The 25,009-nt window shown below is 62.2% G+C and carries 18 protein-coding genes; 8 read left to right on the forward strand and 10 right to left on the reverse strand.

All coding sequences use genetic code 11. The features are described 5' to 3' along the window. Both ACVOLZ_RS06365 and ACVOLZ_RS06370 read right to left on the reverse strand, forming a co-directional pair. On the reverse strand, nucleotides 1-1,242 hold the full coding sequence (locus ACVOLZ_RS06365) for a dipeptidase (protein WP_481515448.1): 1,242 nt from the start codon (nucleotides 1,240-1,242) through the stop codon (nucleotides 1-3). A gap of 338 nt (nucleotides 1,243-1,580) precedes the next feature. Then, nucleotides 1,581-2,750 (reverse strand): class I SAM-dependent rRNA methyltransferase, encoded by a 1,170-nt coding sequence (locus tag ACVOLZ_RS06370; protein WP_481515449.1) that lies wholly within the window; start codon nucleotides 2,748-2,750, stop codon nucleotides 1,581-1,583. A 284-nt stretch (nucleotides 2,751-3,034) separates the two neighbouring features. Here ACVOLZ_RS06370 and ACVOLZ_RS06375 point away from each other — a divergent pair, with 284 nt between their 5' ends. Both ACVOLZ_RS06375 and ACVOLZ_RS06380 read left to right on the forward strand, forming a co-directional pair. Next, nucleotides 3,035-3,994: a TerC family protein gene (locus ACVOLZ_RS06375; RefSeq protein ID WP_481515487.1), complete on the forward strand. Its 960-nt coding sequence runs from the start codon at nucleotides 3,035-3,037 to the stop codon at nucleotides 3,992-3,994. Nucleotides 3,995-4,090: 96 nt separating this feature from the next. Beyond that, the gene (locus tag ACVOLZ_RS06380; protein WP_481515450.1) at nucleotides 4,091-4,876 is read left to right on the forward strand and encodes a rhomboid family intramembrane serine protease; all 786 of its coding nucleotides are present in this window, start codon (nucleotides 4,091-4,093) and stop codon (nucleotides 4,874-4,876) included. Nucleotides 4,877-5,119: 243 nt separating this feature from the next. Here ACVOLZ_RS06380 and ACVOLZ_RS06385 read toward each other — a convergent pair whose 3' ends face one another. The 8 genes from ACVOLZ_RS06385 to rpmH all read right to left on the reverse strand — a co-directional run bounded on the left by ACVOLZ_RS06385 (nucleotide 5,120) and on the right by rpmH (nucleotide 15,202). After that, nucleotides 5,120-6,154, reverse strand: coding sequence for a glycerophosphodiester phosphodiesterase (locus ACVOLZ_RS06385; protein WP_481515451.1), 1,035 nt, complete (start codon nucleotides 6,152-6,154; stop codon nucleotides 5,120-5,122). Nucleotides 6,155-6,284: 130 nt separating this feature from the next. Beyond that, nucleotides 6,285-7,898: an ATP-binding cassette domain-containing protein gene (locus tag ACVOLZ_RS06390; protein WP_481515452.1), complete on the reverse strand. Its 1,614-nt coding sequence runs from the start codon at nucleotides 7,896-7,898 to the stop codon at nucleotides 6,285-6,287. A gap of 213 nt (nucleotides 7,899-8,111) precedes the next feature. Beyond that, a complete protein-coding gene (locus tag ACVOLZ_RS06395) occupies nucleotides 8,112-8,498 on the reverse strand; it encodes a VOC family protein (RefSeq protein WP_481515453.1) in 387 nt (128 codons plus the stop codon). A gap of 60 nt (nucleotides 8,499-8,558) precedes the next feature. After that, complete coding sequence (mnmE, locus tag ACVOLZ_RS06400; RefSeq protein WP_481515454.1) at nucleotides 8,559-9,908, reverse strand: tRNA uridine-5-carboxymethylaminomethyl(34) synthesis GTPase MnmE; 1,350 nt, start codon at nucleotides 9,906-9,908, stop codon at nucleotides 8,559-8,561. Nucleotides 9,909-9,911: 3 nt separating this feature from the next. Beyond that, nucleotides 9,912-12,593, reverse strand: a complete 2,682-nt coding sequence (locus ACVOLZ_RS06405; RefSeq protein WP_481515455.1) for a polysaccharide deacetylase family protein — start codon at nucleotides 12,591-12,593, stop codon at nucleotides 9,912-9,914. A 259-nt stretch (nucleotides 12,594-12,852) separates the two neighbouring features. Further along, entirely contained in the window at nucleotides 12,853-14,562 is a 1,710-nt protein-coding gene (yidC, locus tag ACVOLZ_RS06410) for a membrane protein insertase YidC (RefSeq protein ID WP_481515456.1), read from the reverse strand. Next, nucleotides 14,562-15,065, reverse strand: coding sequence for a ribonuclease P protein component (gene rnpA / locus ACVOLZ_RS06415; protein WP_481515457.1), 504 nt, complete (start codon nucleotides 15,063-15,065; stop codon nucleotides 14,562-14,564). The genes yidC and rnpA overlap by 1 nt, the downstream gene beginning before the upstream one ends. Then, complete coding sequence (rpmH, locus tag ACVOLZ_RS06420; RefSeq protein WP_006404565.1) at nucleotides 15,062-15,202, reverse strand: 50S ribosomal protein L34; 141 nt, start codon at nucleotides 15,200-15,202, stop codon at nucleotides 15,062-15,064. Before rpmH ends, rnpA begins: the two co-directional genes overlap by 4 nt. Before the next feature lie 252 nt (nucleotides 15,203-15,454). Between rpmH and dnaA the strand changes: the two genes are divergently transcribed. The 6 genes from dnaA to ACVOLZ_RS06450 all read left to right on the forward strand — a co-directional run bounded on the left by dnaA (nucleotide 15,455) and on the right by ACVOLZ_RS06450 (nucleotide 24,919). Continuing rightward, complete coding sequence (gene dnaA / locus ACVOLZ_RS06425) at nucleotides 15,455-16,783, forward strand: chromosomal replication initiator protein DnaA (RefSeq protein ID WP_296247335.1); 1,329 nt, start codon at nucleotides 15,455-15,457, stop codon at nucleotides 16,781-16,783. A gap of 367 nt (nucleotides 16,784-17,150) precedes the next feature. Beyond that, nucleotides 17,151-18,251 (forward strand): DNA polymerase III subunit beta, encoded by a 1,101-nt coding sequence (gene dnaN, locus ACVOLZ_RS06430; RefSeq protein WP_057629944.1) that lies wholly within the window; start codon nucleotides 17,151-17,153, stop codon nucleotides 18,249-18,251. Nucleotides 18,252-19,465: 1,214 nt separating this feature from the next. Continuing rightward, a complete protein-coding gene (recF, locus tag ACVOLZ_RS06435) occupies nucleotides 19,466-20,566 on the forward strand; it encodes a DNA replication/repair protein RecF (RefSeq protein WP_481515458.1) in 1,101 nt (366 codons plus the stop codon). Nucleotides 20,567-20,675: 109 nt separating this feature from the next. Continuing rightward, nucleotides 20,676-23,135 (forward strand): DNA topoisomerase (ATP-hydrolyzing) subunit B, encoded by a 2,460-nt coding sequence (gene gyrB / locus ACVOLZ_RS06440; protein ID WP_481515459.1) that lies wholly within the window; start codon nucleotides 20,676-20,678, stop codon nucleotides 23,133-23,135. Between the two features lie 72 nt (nucleotides 23,136-23,207). Continuing rightward, nucleotides 23,208-24,041 (forward strand): CPBP family intramembrane glutamic endopeptidase, encoded by an 834-nt coding sequence (locus tag ACVOLZ_RS06445; RefSeq protein ID WP_481515460.1) that lies wholly within the window; start codon nucleotides 23,208-23,210, stop codon nucleotides 24,039-24,041. Between the two features lie 71 nt (nucleotides 24,042-24,112). Then, nucleotides 24,113-24,919: a M48 family metallopeptidase gene (locus tag ACVOLZ_RS06450; protein WP_481515461.1), complete on the forward strand. Its 807-nt coding sequence runs from the start codon at nucleotides 24,113-24,115 to the stop codon at nucleotides 24,917-24,919. Nucleotides 24,920-25,009 lie beyond the last annotated feature (90 nt).

Genomic DNA, 25,009 nt, shown 5'->3' on the forward strand with positions numbered 1-25,009 from the left:
TCAAGACTTCTTCTGCGCCGCCGCGTAGTCCTGCGCCTGGCGCATAACCCGCAGCACATTGCCGCTCCAGATATTGCCGATCTGCGCATCGGTCAAACCACGGCGCTGCATCCAGGCGGTGATCTTGGGCAGGTCAGCCGCGTCTTCCATGCCGGTCACGCCACCGCCGCCGTCCCAATCCATGCCGATGCCGACATGGTCCGGACCAACCACGTCGAGCATGTGGCCGAAGTGCTGGAAGAAATCATCCAGCGTAGCCTTGCGGCGCGGGTACTTCTGGTCGAGCTCGGCCATCGCCTTGCGCAGTTCCACGCCCTTGGCCATGGTCATGTTTTCCCAACCGCCGAGGCGCTTCTCCAGTTCCTCTTCGGCCTGCTTGCGCTCGGCGCTCTTGGTCTCATCGACCAGGTAGCCGCCATAGGCATTGGCCTGGATCACGCCACCCTTTGCGGCGAGCTGACGCAGGCGCGCGTCATCGAGATTACGCGGGTGGTTGAACACCGCCTTGGCCGAGCTGTGCGAGAGGATGAAGGGCACCGGCATCATTTCGATCAGGTTGTCGAACACCGCATCGGAAGCATGCGACTGGTCGATCACGATGCCCAGCTTCACCGCCTCGTTGACCAGCGACTTGCCGGCCGGGCTCAAGCCCTTCCACTCGGCACCCTTGGGGTCGGTGGCCGAATCGGCAAATTCGTTGTTGGCGAAATGCACCGTCGACATCAACCGCAGCCCGGCCTTGTAGTAGTAGCTGAGCAAGGTGGGATCGGCGACCAGCGGGCTGCCGTTCTCCATGCTGATGTAGACCACACGCTTGCCGGCCGCCTTGATCTTGGCGGCATCGTCAGCAGTGAGCGCCAGCTGGAACTTGTTCGGGTTGGCGGCCAGCATTTCGTGGATTTCCTGCATGCGCTGCAGGCCATGGTCGCGCTCGGCGATATGCGCGGCCGGGCTGCGGTCGCCCTGATCGGTATAGATGGCGAAGAAGCCGCCATCCAGCGCGCCTTCGACCATGCGCGGGTAATCGACCTGCGACAAGGCATTGTGGTCGTGGCGCTGCATGATGTTGAAGTCGGCGCGGCCAAAGTTGGCCGGCGTATCCAGATGCGAATCCAGGGTCAGCAGCTTGTGCTGCAAGGCGCTGGCCTTGCTCAGCTCAGCCTGGCTGAACTCCACCGCCGAGGCTGCCAGTGGGGTACACAACGACAGGGATACCAGCAGGGACAGGGGACGCAGCGTCATGAGGCCTCACCGTGAAGGGAAAGGCCAGACCTTAGCGCCGCTGTGCCGTTGTCGGCCAGTGACGGACGGCATGTAGCAGGTTTTTGTAGAACCGAGCCATGCTCGGCTGGAGCTCTACCGGGAAGGCCGCTGCCGAGCATGGCTCGGCACTACGTTTTAGCCCCTCTCCCGCATGCGGGGTGAGAGGGGCAGCTTGCGAACCATTGGTTCGCTGCCCATCGAACGCCCTTGCGCTGGCGCAAGGGCCGGGGCGCGGAGCGGGGGTTGGGGTGAGGGCAGCTTTTCGCTGGGAAGGCCCTTTGCCGAGCATGGCTCGGCACTACAACCCGGTTGGTGGCTCAGTCCAGCACGCGGCAGAACACCGCCTTGAGGTAACGCGATTCCTGCACGTGCGCCATGAATGGGTGATCCGGGCCAGCGCCGGCAACCTTCAGGATCTGGATGGTGCGGTTGGAATAGAACGCCGCACGTCGCAGCATGTCGAGGAACTGGTCCTCGGCCACCAGGCCGGTGCAGGAGAAGGTGGCGAACAGGCCGCCGGGCTTGACCACGCCCAAGGCCAGCTTGTTCATGTCCAGGTACTTCTTCAGCGCGGTGATGACCTGGTCGCGGTCACGGGTCATCTTGGCCGGGTCGAGGATCACCACGTCGTACTGGTCGCCGCGGTTGGCCGCATCACGCAGCCACGGGAAGATGTCGGCCTGCACGAAGCGCGGCTTGGCGTTGTTCAGACGCGCATTGCCCTTGGCCAGATGGATCACGTCCTGGTCGATGTCCACGCCCAGCACGTCGGCCGCGCCGCGCGCTGCGGCGTACACCGCAAAGCCGCCGGTGTTGCAGCACAGGTCCAGCACGGTCTTGCCTTCCACCTGCTGGCTCAGCCACTCACGGTTCTCGCGCTGGTCGGCGAAGAAACCGGTCTTGTGCGCGCCGGCCGGGTCGGCACGGAACTTGATGCCGTACTCGGTGATGACTGCCGGTTCGGTGGTGGTGTTGCCGTGGAAATCGAAGCTTTCCTGCTTCTGCACGTGTTCGTCAGCGAAGCTGTGGAAGCGGCAGCCCGGGAACAGGTCGCGCAGTGCTTCGTAGATCCATTCGCGGTGACGGAACATGCCGGCAGCAAAGAACTCGACCACCAGCAGATCGTCGTAACGGTCCACCACCAGGCCGGACAGACCATCACCTTCGCTGTGGACAACGCGCCAGGCATTGGAGCTTGCATCCAGTTTGAGCACGTCGCGGCGCAGCGACACCGCCTGCGCCAGCTTCTGCGCAAACCAAGCCTGGTCCACCGCTACGTCCGGATTGGTTTCCAGGATGCGCACGGCGATGCGCGAGTGGCCGTTGTAGAAGCCGCGGCCAATCCACTCGCCGTCCACGCCGACCACATCGACGATGGTGCCGGACTTGGGCTTGACGGTCGGCTTCTCGACCAGTTTCTGGAAAATCCACGGGTGGCTGGAGCGCCACGCGTTCTTCAGGCGTACGACGGGGAGTGGGGTATTCATGGCGCTATTGTAGCCGCGCAGCGCCCCCTGCCTGCAGCGTATTCATTGACTGTAATAGGCCCGCACGGCACTATTCGCTCCAGAAGGGGAGTAGCTCCCAGACGTTGTCGCCGTCAATTCGAGTCGCAAGACTCCGGTGCAACGGCAGTTCCAGCCATTGGAACTGTGAGCAAGACCTTCGCCGCATAGGCGAAGCTCTGTCCCCGGTCTCCCCGATTCCGTGTCCAGCTCTTGGCCTTTGTGGTTCCGAGATACCCCCGTTCACGACCGGAATTTTTCCCATGATGCAGACAATTGGTAATCCTTGGCTTTGGGGCGGCTTCATCGTCGTCGTCATTGCCGCGCTGTTGATCGACCTGGTGCTGATGCGCCACGGCGGACCGCACAAAGTCACCTTCAAGGAGGCCATTTACTGGTCGCTGGGCTGGGTGGCACTGGCCTTGGCCTTCAATGCGGGCCTTTGGTACTACCTGCACGAGACCGCAGGCGCGGCCGTTGCCAACGAAGTGGGCCTGCAGTTCCTGACCGGTTACCTGATCGAAAAGGCACTGGCGGTCGACAACATCTTCGTCTTCCTGCTGATCATGGGCTACTTCGCGGTACCCGAGACCCAGCGTCAACGTGTACTGATCATCGGCATCCTTGGCGCGATCGTGCTGCGTACGATCATGATCTTCGCCGGTTCCGTGCTGGTTACCCAGTTCCATTGGCTGCTGTACGTGTTCGGCGCCTTCCTGCTCTACACCGGCTGGAAGATGTGGTTTGCCGCCAGCGAAGAACCCAGCCTGGATAACAACCCGGCGCTGAAGTTCATGCGCAAGCACCTGCGCATCAGCCACGAGTACAACGGCAACAACCTGGTCACCGAGAAGGACGGCGTTCGTTGGTTCACCCCGATGTTCGTGGTGCTGATCCTGATCGCGGTCACCGACGTGATCTTCGCGGTTGACTCGATCCCGGCCATCTTCGCCATCACCACCGATCCGTTCATCGTGCTGACCTCGAACGTGTTCGCGGTGCTGGGCCTGCGCGCGATGTTCTTCCTGCTGGCCGGCATGGCGGACCGTTTCCACCTGCTGCCCTATGGTCTGGCGGTCATCCTGGCCTTCATCGGTACCAAGATGCTGCTGATCGACATCTTCAAGATCCCGGTTCCGGTATCGCTGGGTGTGGTTGCGGTGATCCTGGTGGCCACCGTGATCCTGAGCCTGAAGATTCCGCCGAAGGGCGGTCACAAGGCTTGACGTTAGCGCCACCGGTGGGATTGTCCCGCCGGTGGCACGCCAGTTCCCATGCGCGGCGCCCTTGGCTTTCGCCAAAGACGCCGCAATCCCTTGATCATGGACACGCCAACCCTGCCCGACACCGGCGACACGCCGGCCACCACTGCCCGCAACGACCGCAGCCGGGTGCTGCGCGCGTTCAACATCAGCCTGGGCTTCGTCCTGCTGCTGGTGGCGATGTTCGCCCTGCAGAGCAGTGGTTGGGATTGGCGGCCATGGGCAGTAGCGCCGCTGGAAGCCAGCGGTCTGGCCGGCCTGCTTGGCGCGCCCCTGCTGCATGGTTCTGTTGAACACTTGGGCGCCAACGCGGTCGCCCTGCTTATTCTCGGTACGCTGGCTGGCAGTGTTTATCCCAAAGCCACCCTGCGCGCCCTGCCCTTGCTGTGGCTGGGTTCCGGCCTGGGCGCCTGGATGCTGGGCGACGCCGGCAGCCGCCACCTCGGTGCCAGTGGCCTGACCCACGGCCTGATGTTCCTGGTATTCGTGCTCGGCCTGCTGCGCCGCGACCGGCCGGCAATTGCTGCCAGCCTGATCGGCTTCCTGTTCTACGGCAGCATGTTGATCACCATCCTGCCGCACGAGCCGGGTGTGTCCTGGCAATCGCATATGGGCGGAGCTGCGGCCGGCGTGATCGCCGCACTGCTGTTCCGCAACGTCGACCCGCGCGCTGAGCGCAAACGCTATAGCTGGGAAGACGAAGAAGAAGAACAACTAGTCCAGGCCGACAACGAACTGGAGCCGCCCGCACCGGGCCAGGTGCCAGTGCTATGGCAGCCGCGCGAAGGTCGTGACTATGACGTGGTTGTGCCGTTGCGGCGGCGGGATTCAGACGAGCGGCCGTAACAGCCGCGCGGTAGTGCCGAGCCATGCTCGGCAGAGGCTCTACCAGCGAACCACCAACCTGCAGGAGCAGCACAAGCCGCGAAGCTTGAAAGGCCTAAGAGCTAACCCTTCCCCAGCCCTCCCCTTGGCTGCGCCAAAGGGAGGGGCATTTCTTGGCGATCTGATAGCCCGCAGCGCAGCCGCTTGGCTCCCTCCCTTTGGCGCAGCCAAGAGGAGGGCTGGGGAGGGGTCGCTCTTCAGCTTTTAAGAACCACCATCCACCGCCCGCCGCCCCAGCGCCGGATCATCGGTGAAGAACGCATCAATGCCCGCCTGCAGGTAGGCGCGGATCTCGGCCACCGAACCCTCCGGGTTGCGCGCCCCCTCGGTGCCCTGCCGCAATGCCGGTGGCAGGAACGGGTTTTCCGGGCGGAAGCTATAGGCCACTACCTGCAGGCCTGCCGCATGCGCATCGCCGATCAAGGCAGTAGGCGCAGCCAACTTGCCCTGCGCGTCCAGCGGCACCAGCGCGCGCCGTTCTACACCGATCGCATCGGCATAGCTGGCGATATCGCGCAGGCCAGCGGGAGTCATCATCTGCGCATACGTCAGCTTGCCGCCGGCCAGCGCTACGTCGATCGGCTTTTCGTCACTGGCATCGAGCAGCTGCAGCAGTCGGATGTTGCTGTCCTTGCCGAGCTTGCTGCGGATCTGCCGCAGATTGGCGGTTTCAAACGACTGCAGCATGATCGGCGCGACCTTGGTGTAGCTGTTGCCCTGCAAGGTGCTCAGCAACTTGTCTTCCATCGGCAGGCCAATGCTTTGGAAATAGCTGCCGTGCTTGATCTCCGGTGCCAAGCCAATGCCGCGGTTGGCGCGGCCGGCCTGCTGCACCAGGAAGCTGATGATCTCGTCCAGAGTGGCGATGCGGAACTGGCCGTCAAAAGCAGTGCTACGGATCTGCGGCAAACGCTCGCGTGCGTACAGCGTCTTCAGCTCGGCGACGGTGAAGTCTTCGGTGAACCAGCCTTCGACCTGCTGGCCGTCAATCAGCTTGCGGGTTCGGCGGCTGGCGAACTCCGGATGGCTGGCGACATCGGTGGTCGAGCCGATCTCGTTCTCGTGCCGGGCCAGCATCACCCCGTCCTTGCTCATCACCAGATCCGGCTCGATGTAATCGGCGCCGTCGCTGATGGCCTGTGCATATGCTGCCAGGGTGTGCTCTGGCAGCAGTGCGCTGGCACCGCGATGCGCGTACACCGAAACCTGGGGATAAGTCTGCGCGGCTGAGCTGTCCATTGCCCAACAGCATGCCACGCCAACCCCCACTGCGATCAACCAGGCCCAGCTTCGCACCGTCAGCACTCCAATCGAGAACAAGGCGCGAAGCATGAAGGCTGCATGTGACGCGGGGAAGAACATCTTTCAACTATTCGCGTTGCCACTGCCAGCCATCCGCGCCAGCATGCAGGCGCGTGGTGATGCCAATGGCCTTCAGCAGTGCCTCGTCATGCGAGACCAACAACAGGCTGCCTTGGTATTGGCGCAGCAAGGCTTCCAGTGCAGCCAGCGCATCCAGATCCAGGTGATTGCCGGGCTCGTCCAGCAACAGCAACTGTGCAGGTGGATCGGCATACAGCGCGCAGGCCAGGCCTGCCTTCAAGCGTTGCCCGCCGCTGAGCTGGGCTGAAGGCAGCTGCACCTGAGTGGCATCCAGCCCAAGCAAGGCCAGCCGGCTACGCAACTCGCCTTCCGGCATCGGGGGATTTCGCAGACGCAAGGCCTCCAGCACGCTGCTGTGCGCGGGCAGCAGCTGCAGCTGCTGATCCAGCAAGGCAACTGGCACCTGCACCTTCACCTCGCCTGCCAGCGCTGGCAGTTGCCCGGCCAACACCTTCAACAGGGTCGATTTACCCACACCGTTGCCGCCAGTGATGGCGACACGTTCGCCACGGCGCAGGTTGAAGTCCAGCGCGCGCAGCGCCGGTGCCACATGCGGCAGCTGCAGTCCGGTGGAACGCACTACCCACTCCGGCCCGCTCGCTTGCACTCCTGGGACCAGCAATACCGGGGCGGCGGCCTCGCTGTCCGCCTGCGCCTCGCGCACCGCGTCGTGCAGCTGTGTCTGCCGTTGATCCAACTGCGCGCGTGCCTTGCCCAGACTGGCTTCAGCGCGTTGGCGCTGCAGGCCAAGCAGGATCGGCGCTTGATTGGCATTGGCGGCCTCGCGGTTGCCTCGCGCGCTGCGTTGTTCCAGTCGCTGGCGTTGATCGCGCAGCACCTGCTCGCCCTTGCGGCGTTCGTGTCGACGTTGCTGCAGCAAGGCCTCGGCTGCTGCGCGTTCGCCAGCGCGTGCCTGTGCATAAAAAGCATGGTTGCCGCCATAGCTGCGCAGGCCTTGCGGCGACAGCTCAACGATGCGCTCCACCTGTTGCAACAGCAGACGATCGTGGCTGACCAGGATCAGACCCTGCTTTCTTGCCTGCAGTTGCTCGGCCAGCCATTGCCGGCCGGCGTGATCGAGATGATTGCTGGGTTCGTCGAGGATCAGCCATTCCACCGGCTGCAGCAATGCGCCGACCAAGGCAACGCGCATGCATTGCCCGCCGCTGAGCTTATCCACAGGTGTATCCGCATCCACGCCATGCAAACCTGCATCGGACAATGATTGCTGCAAGGTTTCACACAGGCTCCACTGCTCGCCAATCGCGTCGAAATCCGCTTGTAGCGTGCTTCCGGCTTCAATCCTGCGCAATGCATCCACACGCTTATCCACAGCTGCGAGCTCGGCTACGCGCTGTCCTGTTTGTGGCTGTACCTGCTGTGCGAGGTAGTAGGCCTCACCGATGCGACGGCAGTGCCCGGCACTGGGCTGGCGCAGCCCGGCCAGTATTTGTGCGAGCACGGATTTGCCCACGCCATTGCGTCCGACCAGACCGGTGGGCCGGTCATCGAACTGTGCGTTGAGATTGGAGAACAGGCTGCGCCCGTCAGGCGTCTGCCACGCGACGCCGTCCAGCGTGACTGAAATAGAGTTTGTCATGCGGTATTCCATCGATGCCCGAAGCACCCGGCCGCCAGCGGCAGCAGGGACTGGTAGGGACCGTCATCAAGACGGTGACATCAATGGCGCATTGAACTGACTCCGTTGGCGGGGGAATCCCGTAACAGGGCCTAGCCTAACGGCGGCAAACAGAACAGTCAGTAACCGGTGGCGCGTTCTGCTCCGCGCCGCCACTGCCGGAAAAGGCGATGCTCAGGCTTGGGCAGGACGGTGCGTGGCACACAGCTTGTTGCCGGCCGGGTCACGCAGATATGCCAGGTAGAGCGGACCGAACGGGCTTTGCCGCGGTCCCGGCGGATCTTCCACGCTCACGCCGCCGTGGCCAACACCCGCCGCATGCCAGGCCTCCACCACTTCTGGAGAGGCGCAGCTGAAGCCGATGGTGCCGCCATTGGCATGGGTGGCCGGCTCGCCGTTGCGCGGATGGCCGACGATCAGCAAGGCGCCGGCGTGGAGATAGACCACATTGCCCTTGGGATCGACGAAGCCAGGCTTTGCGCCGAGCGTGGACAGCAGCGCGTCATAGAACGCCTTGGATGCCTCGATGTCATTGGCGCCCACCATGATGTGCGAAAACATTCACTACCTCCTGACTACTGTGTTGTCTGGCCCCTTCGGGCCGTTGGCTCCACGCCGGCATCATTTGCCGATGCAGAAGCTCGAGAAAATTCTGCCCAGCAGATCGTCCGCGGTCATGCGGCCGGTGATTTCGCCGAGGGCGTCATGCGCGAGGCGCAGTTCCTCGGCGGCCAGTTCCAGCTGGTCGTAGTGCAGTTGACCATCAGCGGCGTCGAGGTGTTCGCTGGCCAATGCCAGTGCTTCGACGTGGCGCAGACGGGCGGAGAACTCGCCCTGCATGCCCTCGCCTGCGCCGTGGCTGGCGATCTCGCGCAGGCGCGCGTGTAGCTGCTCCAGACCTTGGCCATTGGCAGCAGACAAAGCAATGCTGTCTTCGCCCAGCGCCTGCGGCCATTGCGGTAGCAGGTCGGACTTGTTGTAGATCCACAGCTGGCGGGCGGCCTGTGCGGCGGCATCACCGATCGCTGCCCTGCCCGCTTCCGGGTCGCGGGCGTCGAGCACCACGATGGCCAGGTCAGCGCGCTGCATCTCGGCGCGGGCGCGGCGCATGCCCTCACGTTCGATGGCGTCACCGCCTTCGCGCAGGCCGGCGGTGTCGACCAGTTCCAGCTCCAGACCATCAATGCGGATGGTCTCGCGCAAGGTGTCGCGGGTGGTGCCGGCAATATCGGTGACGATGGCACGTTCGCTGCCGGCCAAAGCATTCAGCAGCGAGCTCTTGCCAGCATTCGGCGGCCCGATCAGCACTGCATGCAGGCCATCGCGCAGCTTGCGGCCGCGCTCAGCGTCGATACGCAGCTGAGCCAGCAAGGCCTTCGCCTGTTCGATACCGGCGCGCACCTGCGCACCACCGAGCGTGTCCAGTGGTTCGTCGGCGAAGTCGATGGCCGCTTCAACATGGATACGCAGCCGTACCAGTTGCTCGCCCACCTCTTCCACCCGACGCGAGAACACACCATCGAGTGAGCGGCGGGCAGCGCGTGCGGCGCGCACATCGCCAGCGGCGATCAGGTCAGCGATGGCCTCGGCCTGGGCCAGGTCGAGCTTGCCGTTGAGGAAGGCCCGTTCGCTGAACTCACCGGCGCGGGCCTGGCGTGCGCCCAGTTCGATGCAGCGGGCCAACAACTGGCGCAGCACGACCGGGCTGCCGTGACCCTGTAGTTCCACCACGTCCTCGCCGGTAAAGCTGCGCGGGCCGGGGAAGTACAGGGCGATGCCGTCGTCGATGACCTCGCCTGCGTCATCGCGGAACCTGGCGTAATGGGCGTGGCGCGGCTTGAGCTGTGGACAACCCAATGCAACCGCAATCCGCAGTGACTGCGGACCGGAGACACGCAGCATGCCAACGCCGCCGGCAGCAGCGCCGCTGGCGATGGCAACAATGGTCTGGCCAGTGGACACGTCGCTCATGGCTTACAGCTTCTGCAGTTGTGCGCGAGCCTGGGCTGCACCGCTGCCTTGCGGTTGCAGTTCCAGGTAGGTGCTGTAGGCCTGCTTGGCCTTGGCCTTGTCACCGGCATTGAAGTAGGCGTCGCCGAGATTCAGATACGCCACCGCGCGCGAGGGATCGATCTTCAAGGTGTTCTCCAGCCAGCGTGCGGCTTCTGCATAGCGCTGCTGGCGGTAGTAGACGAAGCCAAGGTTGTTGGCGGCTTGGGCAAAGTCCGGACGCAGCTTCAGTGCTTCGGTGAACTGCACCGCGGCTTCGTCATAACGCTTCTCGCGGTACAGCTGCAGGCCGCGGTCATTGGCCTGCTGCGCGCGCTGCCGATCCGAGGTCGGCACGGCGGCCGGCACCACCAAGGTGCTTTTGCCACCTTGCAGATCGGCAACGGTTACCGGCGCCTCCGTCTTGCCCGCAGGTTTGGCTTCCTGCACCGCATCGACGCGACTGTTGAGGGCGATGGCGTCAGCGGAAAGCTGACGGGTATCGGCATTGAGGAATTCCTGGCTGTCCGGCACCTGGAACACGAACTCACCGCCCTGCGAACCGGGCAGGCTGCCGAAGGCTGGAGTTTGTCTCGATACCGCCGACACGGCAGGCGCCACATACGCAGCCAACTCGGTGCCGGTGATCAGGCCATCGCCATTGAGGTCGCCCTTGCCGGCCAGCGCCTGCAACAGCACCCAGGTGAATACCGAATGCCCGTTCGGGCCGCTGTCGGCGACCTGCTGGTCGGCACCGCCGGCAGTCAGCATCTGCCGCGCGCTGCGGCGTGCGTTCTCGCGCAGGAACGACGACGAACTGCCGCCGCCGCGAGTCAGCCCGAGGCCGCTGTAGCAGGCATCCATCACGAACAGCACGTGTTTGGCCTGCATGCTCTCGGCGATGTTCTGGATGTCGGTCATCGCGATCGCATCGGTGGCGAACTCGTTCGGGTCCGAGTCCACCGGAATGATGTAGCCGAGGTCGCGGCCGGAGGCGAGCTGGCGGGTCGCGCCATGGCCGGCGAAGAACACGAACACGCGGTCGTTCTTGCCGGTGCGCTCATCGGCCAGGCGGTCGTGGAAGGCGGCGAGGATATTGTTGCGGGTGGCCTGCTGGTTCTTCAGCACAATCACCTGCGAGGACGGGAAGCCGAACTGGCCGGTCAGGGTATCGGCGATGGATTGCGCGTCGCGGCCGGCGTATTCGAGCTTGGGCCACTTTGCGTACTCATCGATGCCAATGACGATCGCCCAGGATTTTTCATAGCCGGTAGTGACCGTGGTGTCGGCTACCGCGCCCTTGCGCGCACGGCTGACGCTGAAGTCGCGGCCGTTCCAGCCAGCAAACTGGTAGCCATCGGCGATCAGCTTGTCGAGGATCTGCGGCAGCGCCTTCACCGCGCGGTCGTGGATGTCATGGAACAGGATGATGCCGCGCTGTTCCTTCTGCACCTGGTCGACCACGCGTTGCACGATGGATTCGGGCACCGGATCGGCCCAATCCATCGAGTCGATGTTCCACATGATGGATTTCAGCCCGGCTTCGTTGAGCAGCTGCAGGCCTTCGGCATTGCGCGCGCCATAAGGGAAGCGGAACAGCGGTGCGCGCTTGGCATCCACGCCCTTGAGCAGCGTGTCGGTATCCAGCACCTGCTGACGCAGCGCATCGCCGGTGGTGCGCGACAACTGCGCGTGGGTCAGGCTGTGGTTGCCGACCGCATAGCCGTGCTCCATCAGGCTGCGACTGATGCCGGCCATCGACCCAAGCTTGACCTTGCCATCAGCCTCGACTGTGCCGAGGTTGCGGCCGACTTCAAAGAACACACCTGGCACGTCGTAGCGCTGCAGGATAGCGACGACTTCATCGGTGTAAGCCTTGTGCGGACCATCGTCGAAGGTCAGCACAACGGTTTTTGCCGGCAGGTCGCGGCCGAAGATCTCGCGGTCGCTGTCCTGCATCGACATCGGGTAAGGCTCGATCACACCGAAGTCGCGCAGGATCGCGTCGCGCTTGTAGAGGGTGTTGAGGTGGGCGACGTAGTCGTCCCACTTCTCGCGCTTCAGCTCGATGGCGCGGGTACGTTCGAAGCGGCTGAAGATGCGGGTCAGTTCCTGGTTGTAGTTGCGCTCGATCTCATCGAGTGCTTCCAGGTCTTCGCCGATGCGCTGGTGCAGCTTCACCGCTGGCAGCGAGGAATCCACACCTACACGCTGATGCAGTTCGCGCAGTATTTCGCGGAAGGCCAGACGATCTGCGTCGTAGAGCTCGGGCGAGGATTCGATGTAGTCCAGCACCGTGCCCAGGGTGGCGAAGCGCTGTGGATTGGGATCGCGCAGCAAGGCATCAAACTGCGCTGCAATGGCCTGGCGCTGTTCCAAACCATCGTGGAACAGCTGCTGGCCGATGCGGCTGGAGGTCTGGCGGTCGGCCGGCGATTGCTGTGCTTCGTCGGCCAGCAACACGACGATGCGGCGGTGCCCGTCCAACTGTTTCTGCAAAGCGGTCAACAGCGGTGCCGCCGCTGGATTAGCTGCGGCCGCAGCCTGCGCGCTGGCCTGGGTCGGCGTCGCGGTGCCGGTCTCGTCCTGTTTGGAACAGCCGACAACCGTCAGCGTGGCAAGCAACAGAGCGGGCAAGGTCAGGCGACGCGACAACGAACGGGGCATGGCAGGCTCGGGATGAAAAGGTGCAACGGGCGTGGTGATTCTAACGCCACAGGCGAAAAGGCAAGCTTGCGGCGAAATGCCGCCCCCTTTGTAGGAGCGGCGTAAGCCGCGAAGCTGGCCTTGCTGGAACACTTGGAAGCTGTGCGATCTGATGCTGCGTCGGCTTCGCGGCTTACGCCGCTCCTACAAACAGCCGAACGGCCTGTCTTAGCATCGCCTCCCCCACATGCGAAAAGCCCGCCTTGCGGCGGGCTTTTGCTTACTTGGCTTCGATCACCTTGCTCGGCGCGTCTTCGCCGTGCTTCTTGATCATCCACCACTGCTGCAGCAGGCTCAGGCCGCCGTTGACCACCCAGTACAACACCAGGCCGGACGGCATGAAGGCCATCATCACGCCGAATACCAGCGGCATGAACTGCATCATCTTCTGCTGCATCGGGTCCATGCCCACAGCCGGGGTCAGCTTCTGGGTGAACCACATCACCGCGATGTTGATGATCGGCAGGATGAAGTACGGGTCACGCGCGGTCAGGTCCTGGATCCAGCCCAGCCACGGTGCCTGACGCAGCTCCACCGACTCCACCAGCACCCAGTACAGGGCGAAGAAGATCGGCATCTGGATCAGCAGCGGCAGGCATCCACCCAGCGGATTGATCTTCTCCTTCTTGTACAGCTCCATCATTGCAGTCTGGAACTTCTGCTTGTCGTCGCCGTAACGCTCCTTCAGCTGCGCGATGCGCGGCTGGAACTTGCGCATCTTGGCCTGCGACTTGAACTGCGCATTGGCCAGCGGGAACAGCGCCATCTTCAACAGGATCACCAGGCCGATGATGGCCCAGCCCCAGTTGCCGACCAGCTTGTGCACCTGGTTCATCACCCAGAACAAGCCCTGGCCGATGATGGCCATGATCGAGAAGCGGCTGTAGTCGACCACGCGGTCCAGGCCCTTCACGTCTTCCTTGGCGATCTGGTTGACCAGCTTCGGGCCCACCCACAGGCGTGCCTCGGTGCTGACCTTCTGGCCCGGTGCCACGGTGAAGCCAGGGCCACGGGTTTCGATCACGTTGCGCGGGCCGTTCTGCGACAGCAGGTACAGCGCGGACTGGTCAGCCTGCGGAATCCATGCAGTGAAGAAATGGTGCTGCAGCATCGCCACCCAGCCACCACTGATGGTCTGGTTGATCGGGCCGTCTTCCAGGTAGTCCTTGAACGCACGACGCTGGTAGCCATCAGCCGGGCTGAACCAGGTGGCGCCGTTGAAGCTGAAGGAATCCGGGTTGGTCATGCCCTTGGTGATCACCGGCGGCACGCGGTCCAGCTTGCGGAACACATAGCCCTGCCACGCTGCGGCACCGGTGTTGACCACTTCGTCCTTCACGCTGATGGCGTAATCGCCACGCTTGAAGGTGTAGGTGCGGTGGATGCTGACGCCGTTCGGGCCGTTCCAGACGAACGGCACCTGCACTTCGTTCTGGCCATCAGCCAGGGCGACGGTGGTGACACCCTGCACTGGCTGGAAGCCATTCGCGCCGGGCACCGGCGAGTTGTTCTGGCTGGCCCAACCGGCGGTGGCGCTGTACGGATGCGCCTTGTCTTCGGTCAGCAGCTGTACCGGCGGGCTGCCGGCGGCCTTGGTCTGCGGGAAGTGCAGCAGATCGGCGTCGAGCACGCTGCGGCCGTCGAGCACCAGCTTCAGTACGTCGGTGGTGACGGTCACGCGCTGGGCGCTGGAAGCGGCTTCCATACCCGGCGCGGCGGCGGCAACCGGCGGCTGGCCCGGCACGGTGGCCTGCGGCACGTCGGCGGTGGCCGGCGCATGCAGGTCCACGTCATTGGCACCCGGCACGGCCGGCTGGGTGGTGGCCACGGTTGCCGGATCCGGTGCGGCCTTTTCGCGACCCCATTCCATCCACAGCAGCACGGCTACCATCAGCCAGGCAAAAATCAGGAATACACGGGTCTGGTTCATCAGCAGGCAGGCTCGGCTCGACCGGAGGAAGTGTCCGGTACGTTCAAAGGAAGAGGGGCGGGTGCGCCCTCGTGCGGCGGCATTGTGCCGCCCGCAGCCACAACGGGCAATGCGCCGGAACGGCGCAGCAGGCGCTCGAACGCCTCACGGATCTGTTGATTACTGGCGGTCTTGGCCGCGGATCGGGCAACGATGACGTAATCGCCACCGCTCAGGCACGACCGTAGATGGCGTGTTGCATCCCGCAACACACGCTTGATACGGTTACGACCGACCGCACGCGTATCCACCTTGCGTGACACAGCCAGACCGAGTCGAGCGGGGGTATCCCCTTTCAACCAGTGGAGTGTCATCAAGGGATCGGATACACGGCGGGCGCCGTTGAAGACCGTTGTATATTCGGCACGCGTACGAACCCGCGCAGAGCGAGGAAATCGCTTACGCGGGTAGGCACTGATCACGATCGGTGTTGCGATTGCCGCTTCACGCGGCAACGCAATCAAGCGCTGAGGACTTTGCGGCCCTTGGCGCGGCGACGCGACAGGATCTTGCGGCCGTCGGCGGTCTTCATACGAGCACGGAAACCGTGATCGCGCTTGCGCTTGAGGTTGCTGGGCTGGAACGTGCGCTTGGTGGCCATTGGGGCACCTGTATGAAGTGGACGGAAAGAACCGGAAATTCTATAGACCCTACCGGGGTCACGTCAAGTCTTGCTTGACAAAGCTATCCACAGGCCGGTGTACATCTTGTGGATGAGCCTGTGAATAAATCCGGGACAAGCATTCCCGCATCGGGCCTGCGGTGGTAGTCTGGGCCATCCACTTTCCCCCTTCCGGCCTGTGGCCCGGCGGCTTTCTGCGCCCGGCTGGCAAGCCTTTGACGACTATTGCTGATGGATGCCTGGACACGTTGTCTCGAACGTCTGGAGGCGGAATTTCCGCCCGAAGATGTCCACACCTGGTTGAAGCCGCTGCAGGCCGACCAACGCGCTGACAGCCTCGTGCTGTACGCGCCAAATGCCTTTATCGTCGACCAAGTGCGCGAACGCTACCTGCCGCGCATCGGCGAACTGCTGACCCATTTCGCCGGTTTCGGCGAGGTGATCCTGGAAATCGGCTCGCGTCCGCGTGCGCCGGAACCGGCCCCGCTGGTCGCGCCGAGCGCCAGTTATGTGCCGGCCGCGCCGGTGGTGCCGTTCAACGGCAACCTCGACGCCCACTACACCTTCACCAATTTCGTCGAAGGCCGCAGCAACCAGCTCGGTTTGGCGGCGGCATTCCAGGCGGCGCAAAAGCCGGGTGATCGTGCGCATAACCCCTTGTTGCTGTACGGCGGCACCGGTCTGGGTAAAACCCACTTGATGCTGGCTGCCGGCAATGCCATGCGCCAGGCCAATCCTGCGGCAAAAGTGCTGTATCTGCGTTCGGAACAGTTCTTCAGCGCGATGATCCGTGCGCTGCAGGAAAAGTCCATGGACCAGTTCAAGCGCCAGTTCCAGCAGGTCGATGCGCTGCTGATCGATGACATCCAGTTCTTCGCCGGCAAAGACCGCACCCAGGAAGAGTTTTTCCACACCTTCAACGCATTGTTTGACGGCAAGCAGCAGATCATCCTGACCTGCGACCGCTACCCGCGCGAAGTGGAAGGTCTGGAGGCCCGCCTGAAATCGCGTCTGGCCTGGGGTTTGTCGGTCGCCATCGAGCCGCCAGACTTTGAAACCCGTGCTGCGATCGTGCTGGCCAAGGCCCGCGAACGCGGCGCCGAGATTCCGGACGACGTGGCATTCCTGATCGCCAAGAAGATGCGCTCCAACGTGCGCGATCTGGAAGGTGCACTCAATACGCTGACCGCCCGCGCCAATTTCACCGGCCGCGCGATCACCACCGAGTTTGCCCAGGAAACCCTGCGCGATCTTCTGCGTGCCCAGCAACAAGCCATCAGCATCCCCAATATCCAGAAAACGGTTGCCGACTACTACGGCCTGCAGATCAAGGATCTGCTGTCCAAGCGGCGCACCCGTTCACTGGCCCGTCCGCGTCAGGTCGCCATGGCGCTGACCAAGGAACTGACCGAACACAGCCTGCCGGAAATCGGCGATGCGTTTGCCGGCCGCGACCACACCACGGTGCTGCACGCCTGCCGCCAGATCCGCACGTTGATGGAAACCGACGGCAAGCTGCGCGAGGACTGGGAAAAGCTGATCCGCAAGCTCAGCGAGTAAGCCCCGGCGCTGCCCTGTGGAAACGCTCATCGATGAAACAGGTGGGAAAACCATTGGGGCAGCAGGGTCTGGGCTGGAAGTGGAGCGAATGATGCACCGACGCCACTGCGGCGTCATCGCACAAAACGGTGCATGATTCGGGGGCAGGCTTGGGAGAAGTTGTGGATAAAATTGGTCGGCAAATCCGCGTCAAAATTATCCACAGGTTCACCCACCTGCTCAGCGTCAGTAATACATGGGTTTCAGCTTCAATAAAACATTTAAAAACAAACACTTAGGTGTGTTTTAAGCCAAATCTGGCTCTACCAGCACCACCAAGCTTTTGATTTAATCCACATCTTTTAAAAGCATAGGGGCACGAAACCACATGCGTTTCACACTGCAGCGCGAAGCCTTTCTCAAGCCGTTGGCCCAAGTCGTCAACGTGGTTGAACGCCGTCAGACCCTGCCGGTTCTGGCCAATTTCCTCGTCCAGGTTCAGGGCGGCCAGCTTTCGCTGACCGGCACCGATCTGGAAGTGGAAATGGTCTCCCGCATCGCGGTCGAAGATGCCCAGGACGGCGAAACCACGATCCCGGCGCGTAAGTTGTTTGAAATCATCCGTGCCCTGCCTGATGGCAGCCGCATCACGGTTTCGCAGACGGGCGACAAGATCACCGTCCAGGCAGGACGCAGCCGCTTCACCCTGGCAACCCTGCCGGCAAATGACTTCCCGTCGGTAGACGAAGTTGAAGCCACCGAACGCGTCGTCGTACCGGAAGCAGCGCTGAAGGAACTGATCGAGCGCACTGCCTTCGCGATGGCGCAGCAGGACGTGCGCTATTACCTCAACGGCCTGCTGTTCGATCTGCGTGACAGCATCCTGCGCTGCGTCGCAACCGACGGCCACCGCCTGGCCTTGTGCGAAACCGCACTGGAAAACGATAACGGCGCCAAGCGTCAGATCATCGTGCCGCGCAAGGGTGTGACTGAGTTGCAGCGTCTGCTGGAAGGCGGCGAGCGTGAGGTCGAGCTGGAAGTTGGCCGTAGCCACGTGCGCATGAAGCGCGACGATGTCACCTTCACCTCGAAGCTGATCGACGGCCGTTTCCCGGATTACGAAGCAGTGATTCCGATCGGCGCCGACCGCGAAGTGAAGGTTGAGCGTGAGACCCTGCGTGCTTCGCTGCAGCGTGCGGCAATTCTCTCCAACGAGAAGTACCGCGGCGTTCGCGTCGAAGTGACCCCGGGCCAGCTGAAGATCAGCGCGCACAACCCGGAGCAGGAAGAGGCTCAGGAGGAAATCGAAGCCGATACGGTGGTCAGCGATCTGGCCATCGGCTTCAACGTGAACTACCTGCTCGATGCCTTGTCGGCACTGCGCGATGAGCACGTTGTGATCCAGCTGCGCGACTCCAACTCCTCGGCACTGGTGCGTGAAGCCAGTAGCGAGAAGTCGCGTCACGTGGTGATGCCGCTGCGTCTCTGACCAGCAGGTTCCACGTGGAACACGAAGAAGCCCGGCCTATTGCCGGGCTTTTTTGTGGCTTTGGTTCTGGCTGAGGTTCCACGTGGAACCGCCAGGACGAAACCCTGGAATTCACTGATTTCTGGATGTCTGGCAGCCCTATCCGCCTGCTTCCCACGGTGGAGCAGCGAAGCGCCGCCAGATCTCCGGCCGATATGAATCTCGAGGCTTTCTCCAGCTATCAGGGCCGGCCACCATTCCGACAGCAGAGCTCAGAGACCGGGTACCCCTTCATGCCGATCGGCCTCGTCTTTGCCTTCGAAACACATCGAGATTCCTGCACTGGATGTCCTGTCTGATCCGATCGCGTCAGCGCTTACCGGAAGCCTTTGATCCACAGAGCCTCTTCCCTGCCCGGCTGCATCAGCGTCCATGTCCGTGCACGGTTCCGCTGATCCTTCGTGTTGGCTAACGAGATCAAGAATCTGCAGCTCAACGTTCTCGGTTTTCAGAGCTTCATGCCCGATAGGCAGAGCTAGGCGAGCAGCCAAATCGGTGAAATCCGGGAGCTGAGACCCTGGCCGATCTCTCAGAAATCAAGAAATCAGCCCCCATTCCGGAGCCGCTCCCAAGGAGCTGTCGAGGCGGATCTGGCAACCTCCTCAGATCGACCTCGAATTCCTTGAAATCTGAAACCTGTAGCTGGATCCCAGCCGCCAGAATTCAAAAATTCACAGCTCTGGTTTTTCGCCCTTCCTGGGTGCCGGTTTTCTCAGCTCTATGCTTTAAATCTGAGAATAAATCAAAAGCTTGGTGGTGATGGTAGGAGCAGATTTTATGTAAAACTACCTTAAGTGCTTGTTTTACATTGCCTTATTGCCATTGAAACCCCCTGTAAAACAGGGCTTCAAGCCTGTGGATATCTGTGGATAAGGTCGAGGCGGGCTCTTAAGGCCAATCTTATCCACAGATTGCCCCACTTATACACAGGGTTTGTACCCGGAGCTATACATGCCCAAAAAAAGCGCCACATTTCGTGAAATCTGCAGAGCTGGTGCCCTGGTCATCACTCAGATTTGAAGAAATCCTGTGATGTTCCACGTGGCACACATCGGCGTTGCTCCTGCGAAAACGTTTGGCCTGCTCATCGGGCTGCTCGATTTGGGTGGATGCTTTAAGCTGCGCATGGCCAGCCACGGTCCCCGTGCTGGCGTCGTGCTTTCTTTCGAGCGTCAATGCATATCGTCCGTGTTGCCTTGAACCGCGTGCGTCGGTTCGATTCGGTGGAACTGGCTCCCCGCCCCGGCATAAACCTGATTACCGGCGTCAATGGCGCGGGCAAAACCAGCGTGCTCGAAGCCCTGCACCTGATGGCCTATGGCCGTAGCTTCCGAGGCCGTGTCCGCGATGGCCTGGTGCAGAAAGGCGCTGAGAATCTGGACGTTTTTGTCGAATGGCAGGAGCGTAGCGACGCAGAACTGGGTGTTTCAACGCGCCGGGCAGGGCTGCGGCACAGCGGACAGGCCTGGAAAGGCCGTTTGGACGGCGAAGACGTGGCGCAACTGGGCAATCTTTGCGCTGCGTTGGCTGTTGTTACCTTCGAACCGGGCAGCCATGCCTTGGTCAGTGGCGGCAGTGAACCCCGTCGGCGTTTCATCGATTGGGGATTGTTCCACGTGGAACCTGACTTTCTTCCCCTATGGCGCCGCTACACGCGGGCCTTGAAGCAGCGTAATGCGTTGTTGAAGATGGGGGCGCCCGGCAAGCAGCTGGACGCCTGGGATTGGGAACTGGCCGAAGCTGGCACTCCCCTCACCTCCCGTCGCCAGCACTATCTTGAGCGGCTGCAGGATCGGGCGGTGGCAATCGCTGCGGATCTGGCCCCAGGCCTGCAATTGAGTGCTTTGGAGCTGCACCCGGGCTGGCGCCGGCATGAGATGTCGCTGGGCGATGCCTTGTTGCTGGCCCGCGAGCGCGACCGCAGCGCTGGCTATACCTCGGTGGGACCTCATCGGGCCGACTGGAGCGTTGGTTTCACGCAGATTCCCGGCCGTGACGCACTATCGCGTGGGCAAGCCAAGCTCACCGCCCTGGCCTGTTTGTTGGGGCAGGCCGATGATTACGCCAGCCAACGCGGCGAATGGCCGGTAATCGCCCTGGATGACCTGGGATCGGAGCTGGACCGCAATCACCAGCAACGTGTTCTGCAGTATCTGGCGGCAACGCCTGCACAGATCTTCATCACTGCAACTGAAACACCGGCTGCGCTGGAAGTAGAACTGCAGCCGGCAGCGGTGTTCCACGTGGAACATGGCACCATCAATGCCGTAAGTTGAGCCTTCAGGGCGGAAATCCCCCTGGCAGGTATAATCGGAACGTCATCCCCTATCTCTCATGCCCGTTCCACGGAACGGCGCATGACCTGCGGAGCCTACGGCAAGCGCAATGAGCGAAGAACAGAACACCCCGGTCAATAACGGCAATTACGACGCCAACAGCATCACCGCATTGGAAGGCTTGGAGGCTGTTCGCAAGCGTCCCGGTATGTACATCGGCGACGTCCATGACGGCACTGGCCTGCACCACATGGTGTTCGAGGTTGTCGACAACTCCATCGACGAAGCCCTCGCTGGTCACGCCGACAACGTGCTGGTCACCATCCATGCCGACGGTTCGGTATCGGTGGCCGATAACGGCCGTGGTATCCCGGTCGGCAAGCATGCGCAGATGAGCCAGAAGCTCGATCGTGAAGTCTCCGCTGCCGAAGTGGTGATGACGGTCCTGCACGCCGGCGGCAAGTTCGACGACAACAGCTACAAGGTTTCCGGTGGTTTGCACGGCGTCGGCGTCAGCGTGGTCAATGCGCTGTCGCAGAAGTTGATGCTGGATATCTACCAGGGCGGTTTCCACTACCAGCAGGAATACGCCGACGGCGCAGCAGTAACACCGCTGAAGCAGCTGGAAACCAGTGATCGCCGCGGTACCGTGCTGCGTTTCTGGCCGTCGGTGACCGCGTTCCACGGCAACGTCGAATTCCACTACGAAATTCTGGCCCGCCGCCTGCGCGAGCTGTCGTTCCTGAACTCCGGCGTCAACATCACCCTGGTGGACGAGCGCGGCGAAGGCCGTCGCGATGACTACCACTACGAAGGCGGCATCAAGAGCTTCGTGGAGCATCTGGCGCAGGTGAAGACCCCGCTGCATCCGAACGTGATCGCGGTAACCGGCGAAGCCAATGGCATCGTGGTCGAAGTTGCGCTGCAGTGGACCGATTCCTACCAGGAAACGATGTACTGCTTCACCAACAATATTCCGCAGAAGGACGGCGGTACCCACCTTGCTGGCTTCCGTGCCGCGCTGACCCGCACGCTCAACAACTACATCGAGCAGAGCGGCATCGCCAAGCAGGCCAAGATCAGCTTCACCGGCGACGACATGCGCGAAGGCATGATCGCGGTGTTGTCGGTGAAGGTGCCGGACCCGAGCTTCTCCAGCCAGACCAAGGAAAAGCTGGTCAGCTCCGACGTCAAGCCGGCGGTGGAAAGCACCTTCGGCGCCAAGCTCGAAGAGTTCCTGCAGGAAAACCCGAACGAAGCCAAGGCCATTGCCGGCAAGATCGTTGATGCTGCCCGTGCCCGCGAAGCCGCGCGCAAGGCCCGCGATCTGACCCGCCGCAAGGGCGCACTGGATATCGCCGGCCTGCCGGGCAAGCTGGCCGATTGCCAGGAAAAGGATCCTGCTCTGTCCGAACTGTTCATCGTCGAGGGTGACTCGGCAGGTGGCTCGGCCAAGCAGGGCCGCAACCGTAAAAACCAGGCGGTGCTGCCGCTGCGCGGCAAGATCCTCAACGTGGAACGTGCGCGTTTTGACCGCATGTTGGCCTCGGATCAGGTCGGTACGCTGATCACCGCACTGGGCACTGGTATTGGCCGCGACGAGTACAACCCGGACAAGCTGCGTTACCACAAGATCATCATCATGACCGACGCCGACGTCGACGGCGCGCACATCCGTACGCTGCTGTTGACGTTCTTCTACCGTCAGATGCCGGAGCTGATCGAGCGTGGTTACGTGTATATCGGCCTGCCGCCGTTGTACAAGATCAAGCAGGGCAAGACCGAGTTGTACCTGAAGGATGACCCGGCGCTGGATGCGTACCTGGCCAATAACGCCGTGGAGAATGCAGCGCTGATTCCTGCTGTCGGCGAGCCGCCGATTGAAGGCGTCGCGCTGGAAAAGTTGCTGATGACCTACGCTGCTGCGCAGGAAACCATCAACCGCAACGCGCACCGCTACGACCGCAGCCTGCTGGAAGCGCTGGTCGACTTCACTCCGATGGATCTTGAGCACCTGCGCAGCGCAGGCGAAAACGAAGGCCTGGATGCGTTGGCCAAGCGTCTGAACCAGGGCAGCCTGGGCACGCCGCGTTTCACCTTGGAGTTGCAGGAACCGAACGAACAGCGTCCGGCTGCAGTGTTGGTCACCCGTCGTCATATGGGCGAGGAACATATCCAGGTGTTGCCGCTGTCTGCATTTGAATCCGGCGAGCTGCGTCAGCTGCACCAGGCCTCGCAGTTGTTGCACGGGCTGGTGCGCGAAGGCGCCACCATCAACCGCGGCAACAAGTCCTCGGAAATCACCGGTTTCGCACAGGCGCAGGCCTGGTTGATGGAAGAGGCCAAGAAGGGCCGCATGATCCAGCGCTTCAAGGGCCTGGGTGAAATGAACCCGGAACAGCTGTGGGATACCACGGTCAATCCGGATACCCGCCGTTTGCTGCAGGTCCGCATCGAAGATGCGGTGGAAGCCGACCAGATATTCAGTACCTTGATGGGCGATGTGGTGGAACCGCGTCGTGACTTCATCGAGAGCAATGCGCTGAAAGTCACCAACCTGGATATCTGATCCAGCGCAACCGCTAGTGTGGGCGCCGGCAACGGCGCCTACTTTCTATCCGAGCCACGACCCAGGTCCGCGATGTCCACCCTTCCCGACGTACCGCTCTCCTCGTCTTCCCCGTCCGTGTCCAAACCAGGTTCGCCGGTGCTCGGCTTTGCCCTGGATCTGTTGATCGGCATTGCCACGCTGCTGTTTCTGAGTGTGCTGGGTGGTTTGGTCTGGGCGTTATGGCGCGGTGTCGAGGTTGGCATGCAGGCCGCGCGCGATGGTGCCACCCCGGCCGCAGCAGAGCTGGCAACCGCATTGGGCGCGCCAGGTGCCTTGCCGCAGATGCTGATTGCACTGGTATCCACCGGCGGTGCGGCGTTGCTGCTGTACTTCCTGCGCCGTCGCGCCAGTCCGGCTGAACGTGCACAGTCGCATCAGGCCATACGCCGTGCGTCGACCTGGGGGTGGATCGCAGTCGTCGCAACCGGTGTTTTTCTGGGTAGCAGCGCTATTGGCTGGATCGCCAAGCAGATGGGTGTGGAGCCGGTACCAACCAACCTGCTGCTGATGCAGCAGGCGTGGGCGCAATATCCACTGTTCCTGATCGTGTTCGCGGTAGTGCTGGCACCGGCCTACGAAGAATTATTGTTCCGTCGCGTATTGTTTGGACGCCTGTGGGCCGCCAACCGTCCCTTGCTGGGCATCGTACTCAGCAGCATGGCGTTTGCCTTGGTGCATGAAATTCCTGGCACCAGTCCCAACAGCTTCCCGGCGATGCTGCAGTTGTGGATGATTTACGGCGGTATGGGCGCCGCTTTTGCATGGGTTTATCGCAAGACAGGGACGTTATGGGCGGCGGTAATTGCGCATGCTCTGAACAATGCGGTTGCGTTGGCCGCGATGGTGCTGTTCGGCACGCAATAAAGCTGCCAGCGGTTGACGAAAAATTAAGCAAGACACTCGCACACTGCGTACGTGAACGAGGGGGATCCCGGATGAAAGCTGTCGTACTAGCTGTTGTTGCCGCGCTGCTGCTCAGCGCATGCGCCACCACAACCTCGCCAACCGGGCGACGTCAGGTCATAGGCGGCGTTTCGCAGCAGCAGCTGGATCAACTCGGCGCGCAGGCCTTTGCGGAAACCAAGGCCAAGCAGACCCTCAACCGCGATGCCAAACAGAATGCCTACGTGCAATGCGTGGTCAACGCTTTGGTGGCGCAGTTGCCGCAGCAATACCATGGCGTACGGTGGGAAACTGCCGTGTTCGTCGACAAGGAACCCAACGCCTTCGCCCTGCCCGGCGGCAAGGTCGGGGTGAATACCGGCATCTTCACCGTGGCCAAGAACCAGGATCAGCTGGCTGCGGTGATCGGCCATGAAATTGGCCACGTCATCTCGCGCCACCATGAAGAGCGACTGACACGGCAACAGGGCACGCAGGTGGGATTGGGCATTCTGGGCGCGCTTGCTGGCGCAGCCTACGGCGATACCGCTGCAAGCGCGGTCAATCAGTTCGGTGGAATGGGCGCGCAAGGCCTGATCCTGCTACCCGGTTCGCGCACCCAGGAAAGTGAGGCGGACGTGGTGGGGCAAAGGCTGATGGCACAGGCCGGGTTTGACCCCTCACAAGCTATGAATCTATGGCAGAACATGATGGCAGCCAGCGGAAATCGCTCTCCGCAATGGCTTTCCACCCATCCAGACCCGGCCAACCGTATCCGTGAGTTGCAACGTGACACACCTGCATTGGAGCCTGTATTTCAGCAGGCTAGGCGTTCTGGTGTAGTCCCACGCTGTGGTTGATTGTAGGAAAATGCTGCAGTACACCATCAGAAGTGATTTCTCCGTCAAATAATTTCTGATACGTTTGCGTGCTCGGTCCCGTTCCGACAG

It is taken from the genome of Stenotrophomonas sp. STEN020, from assembly GCF_056760195.1.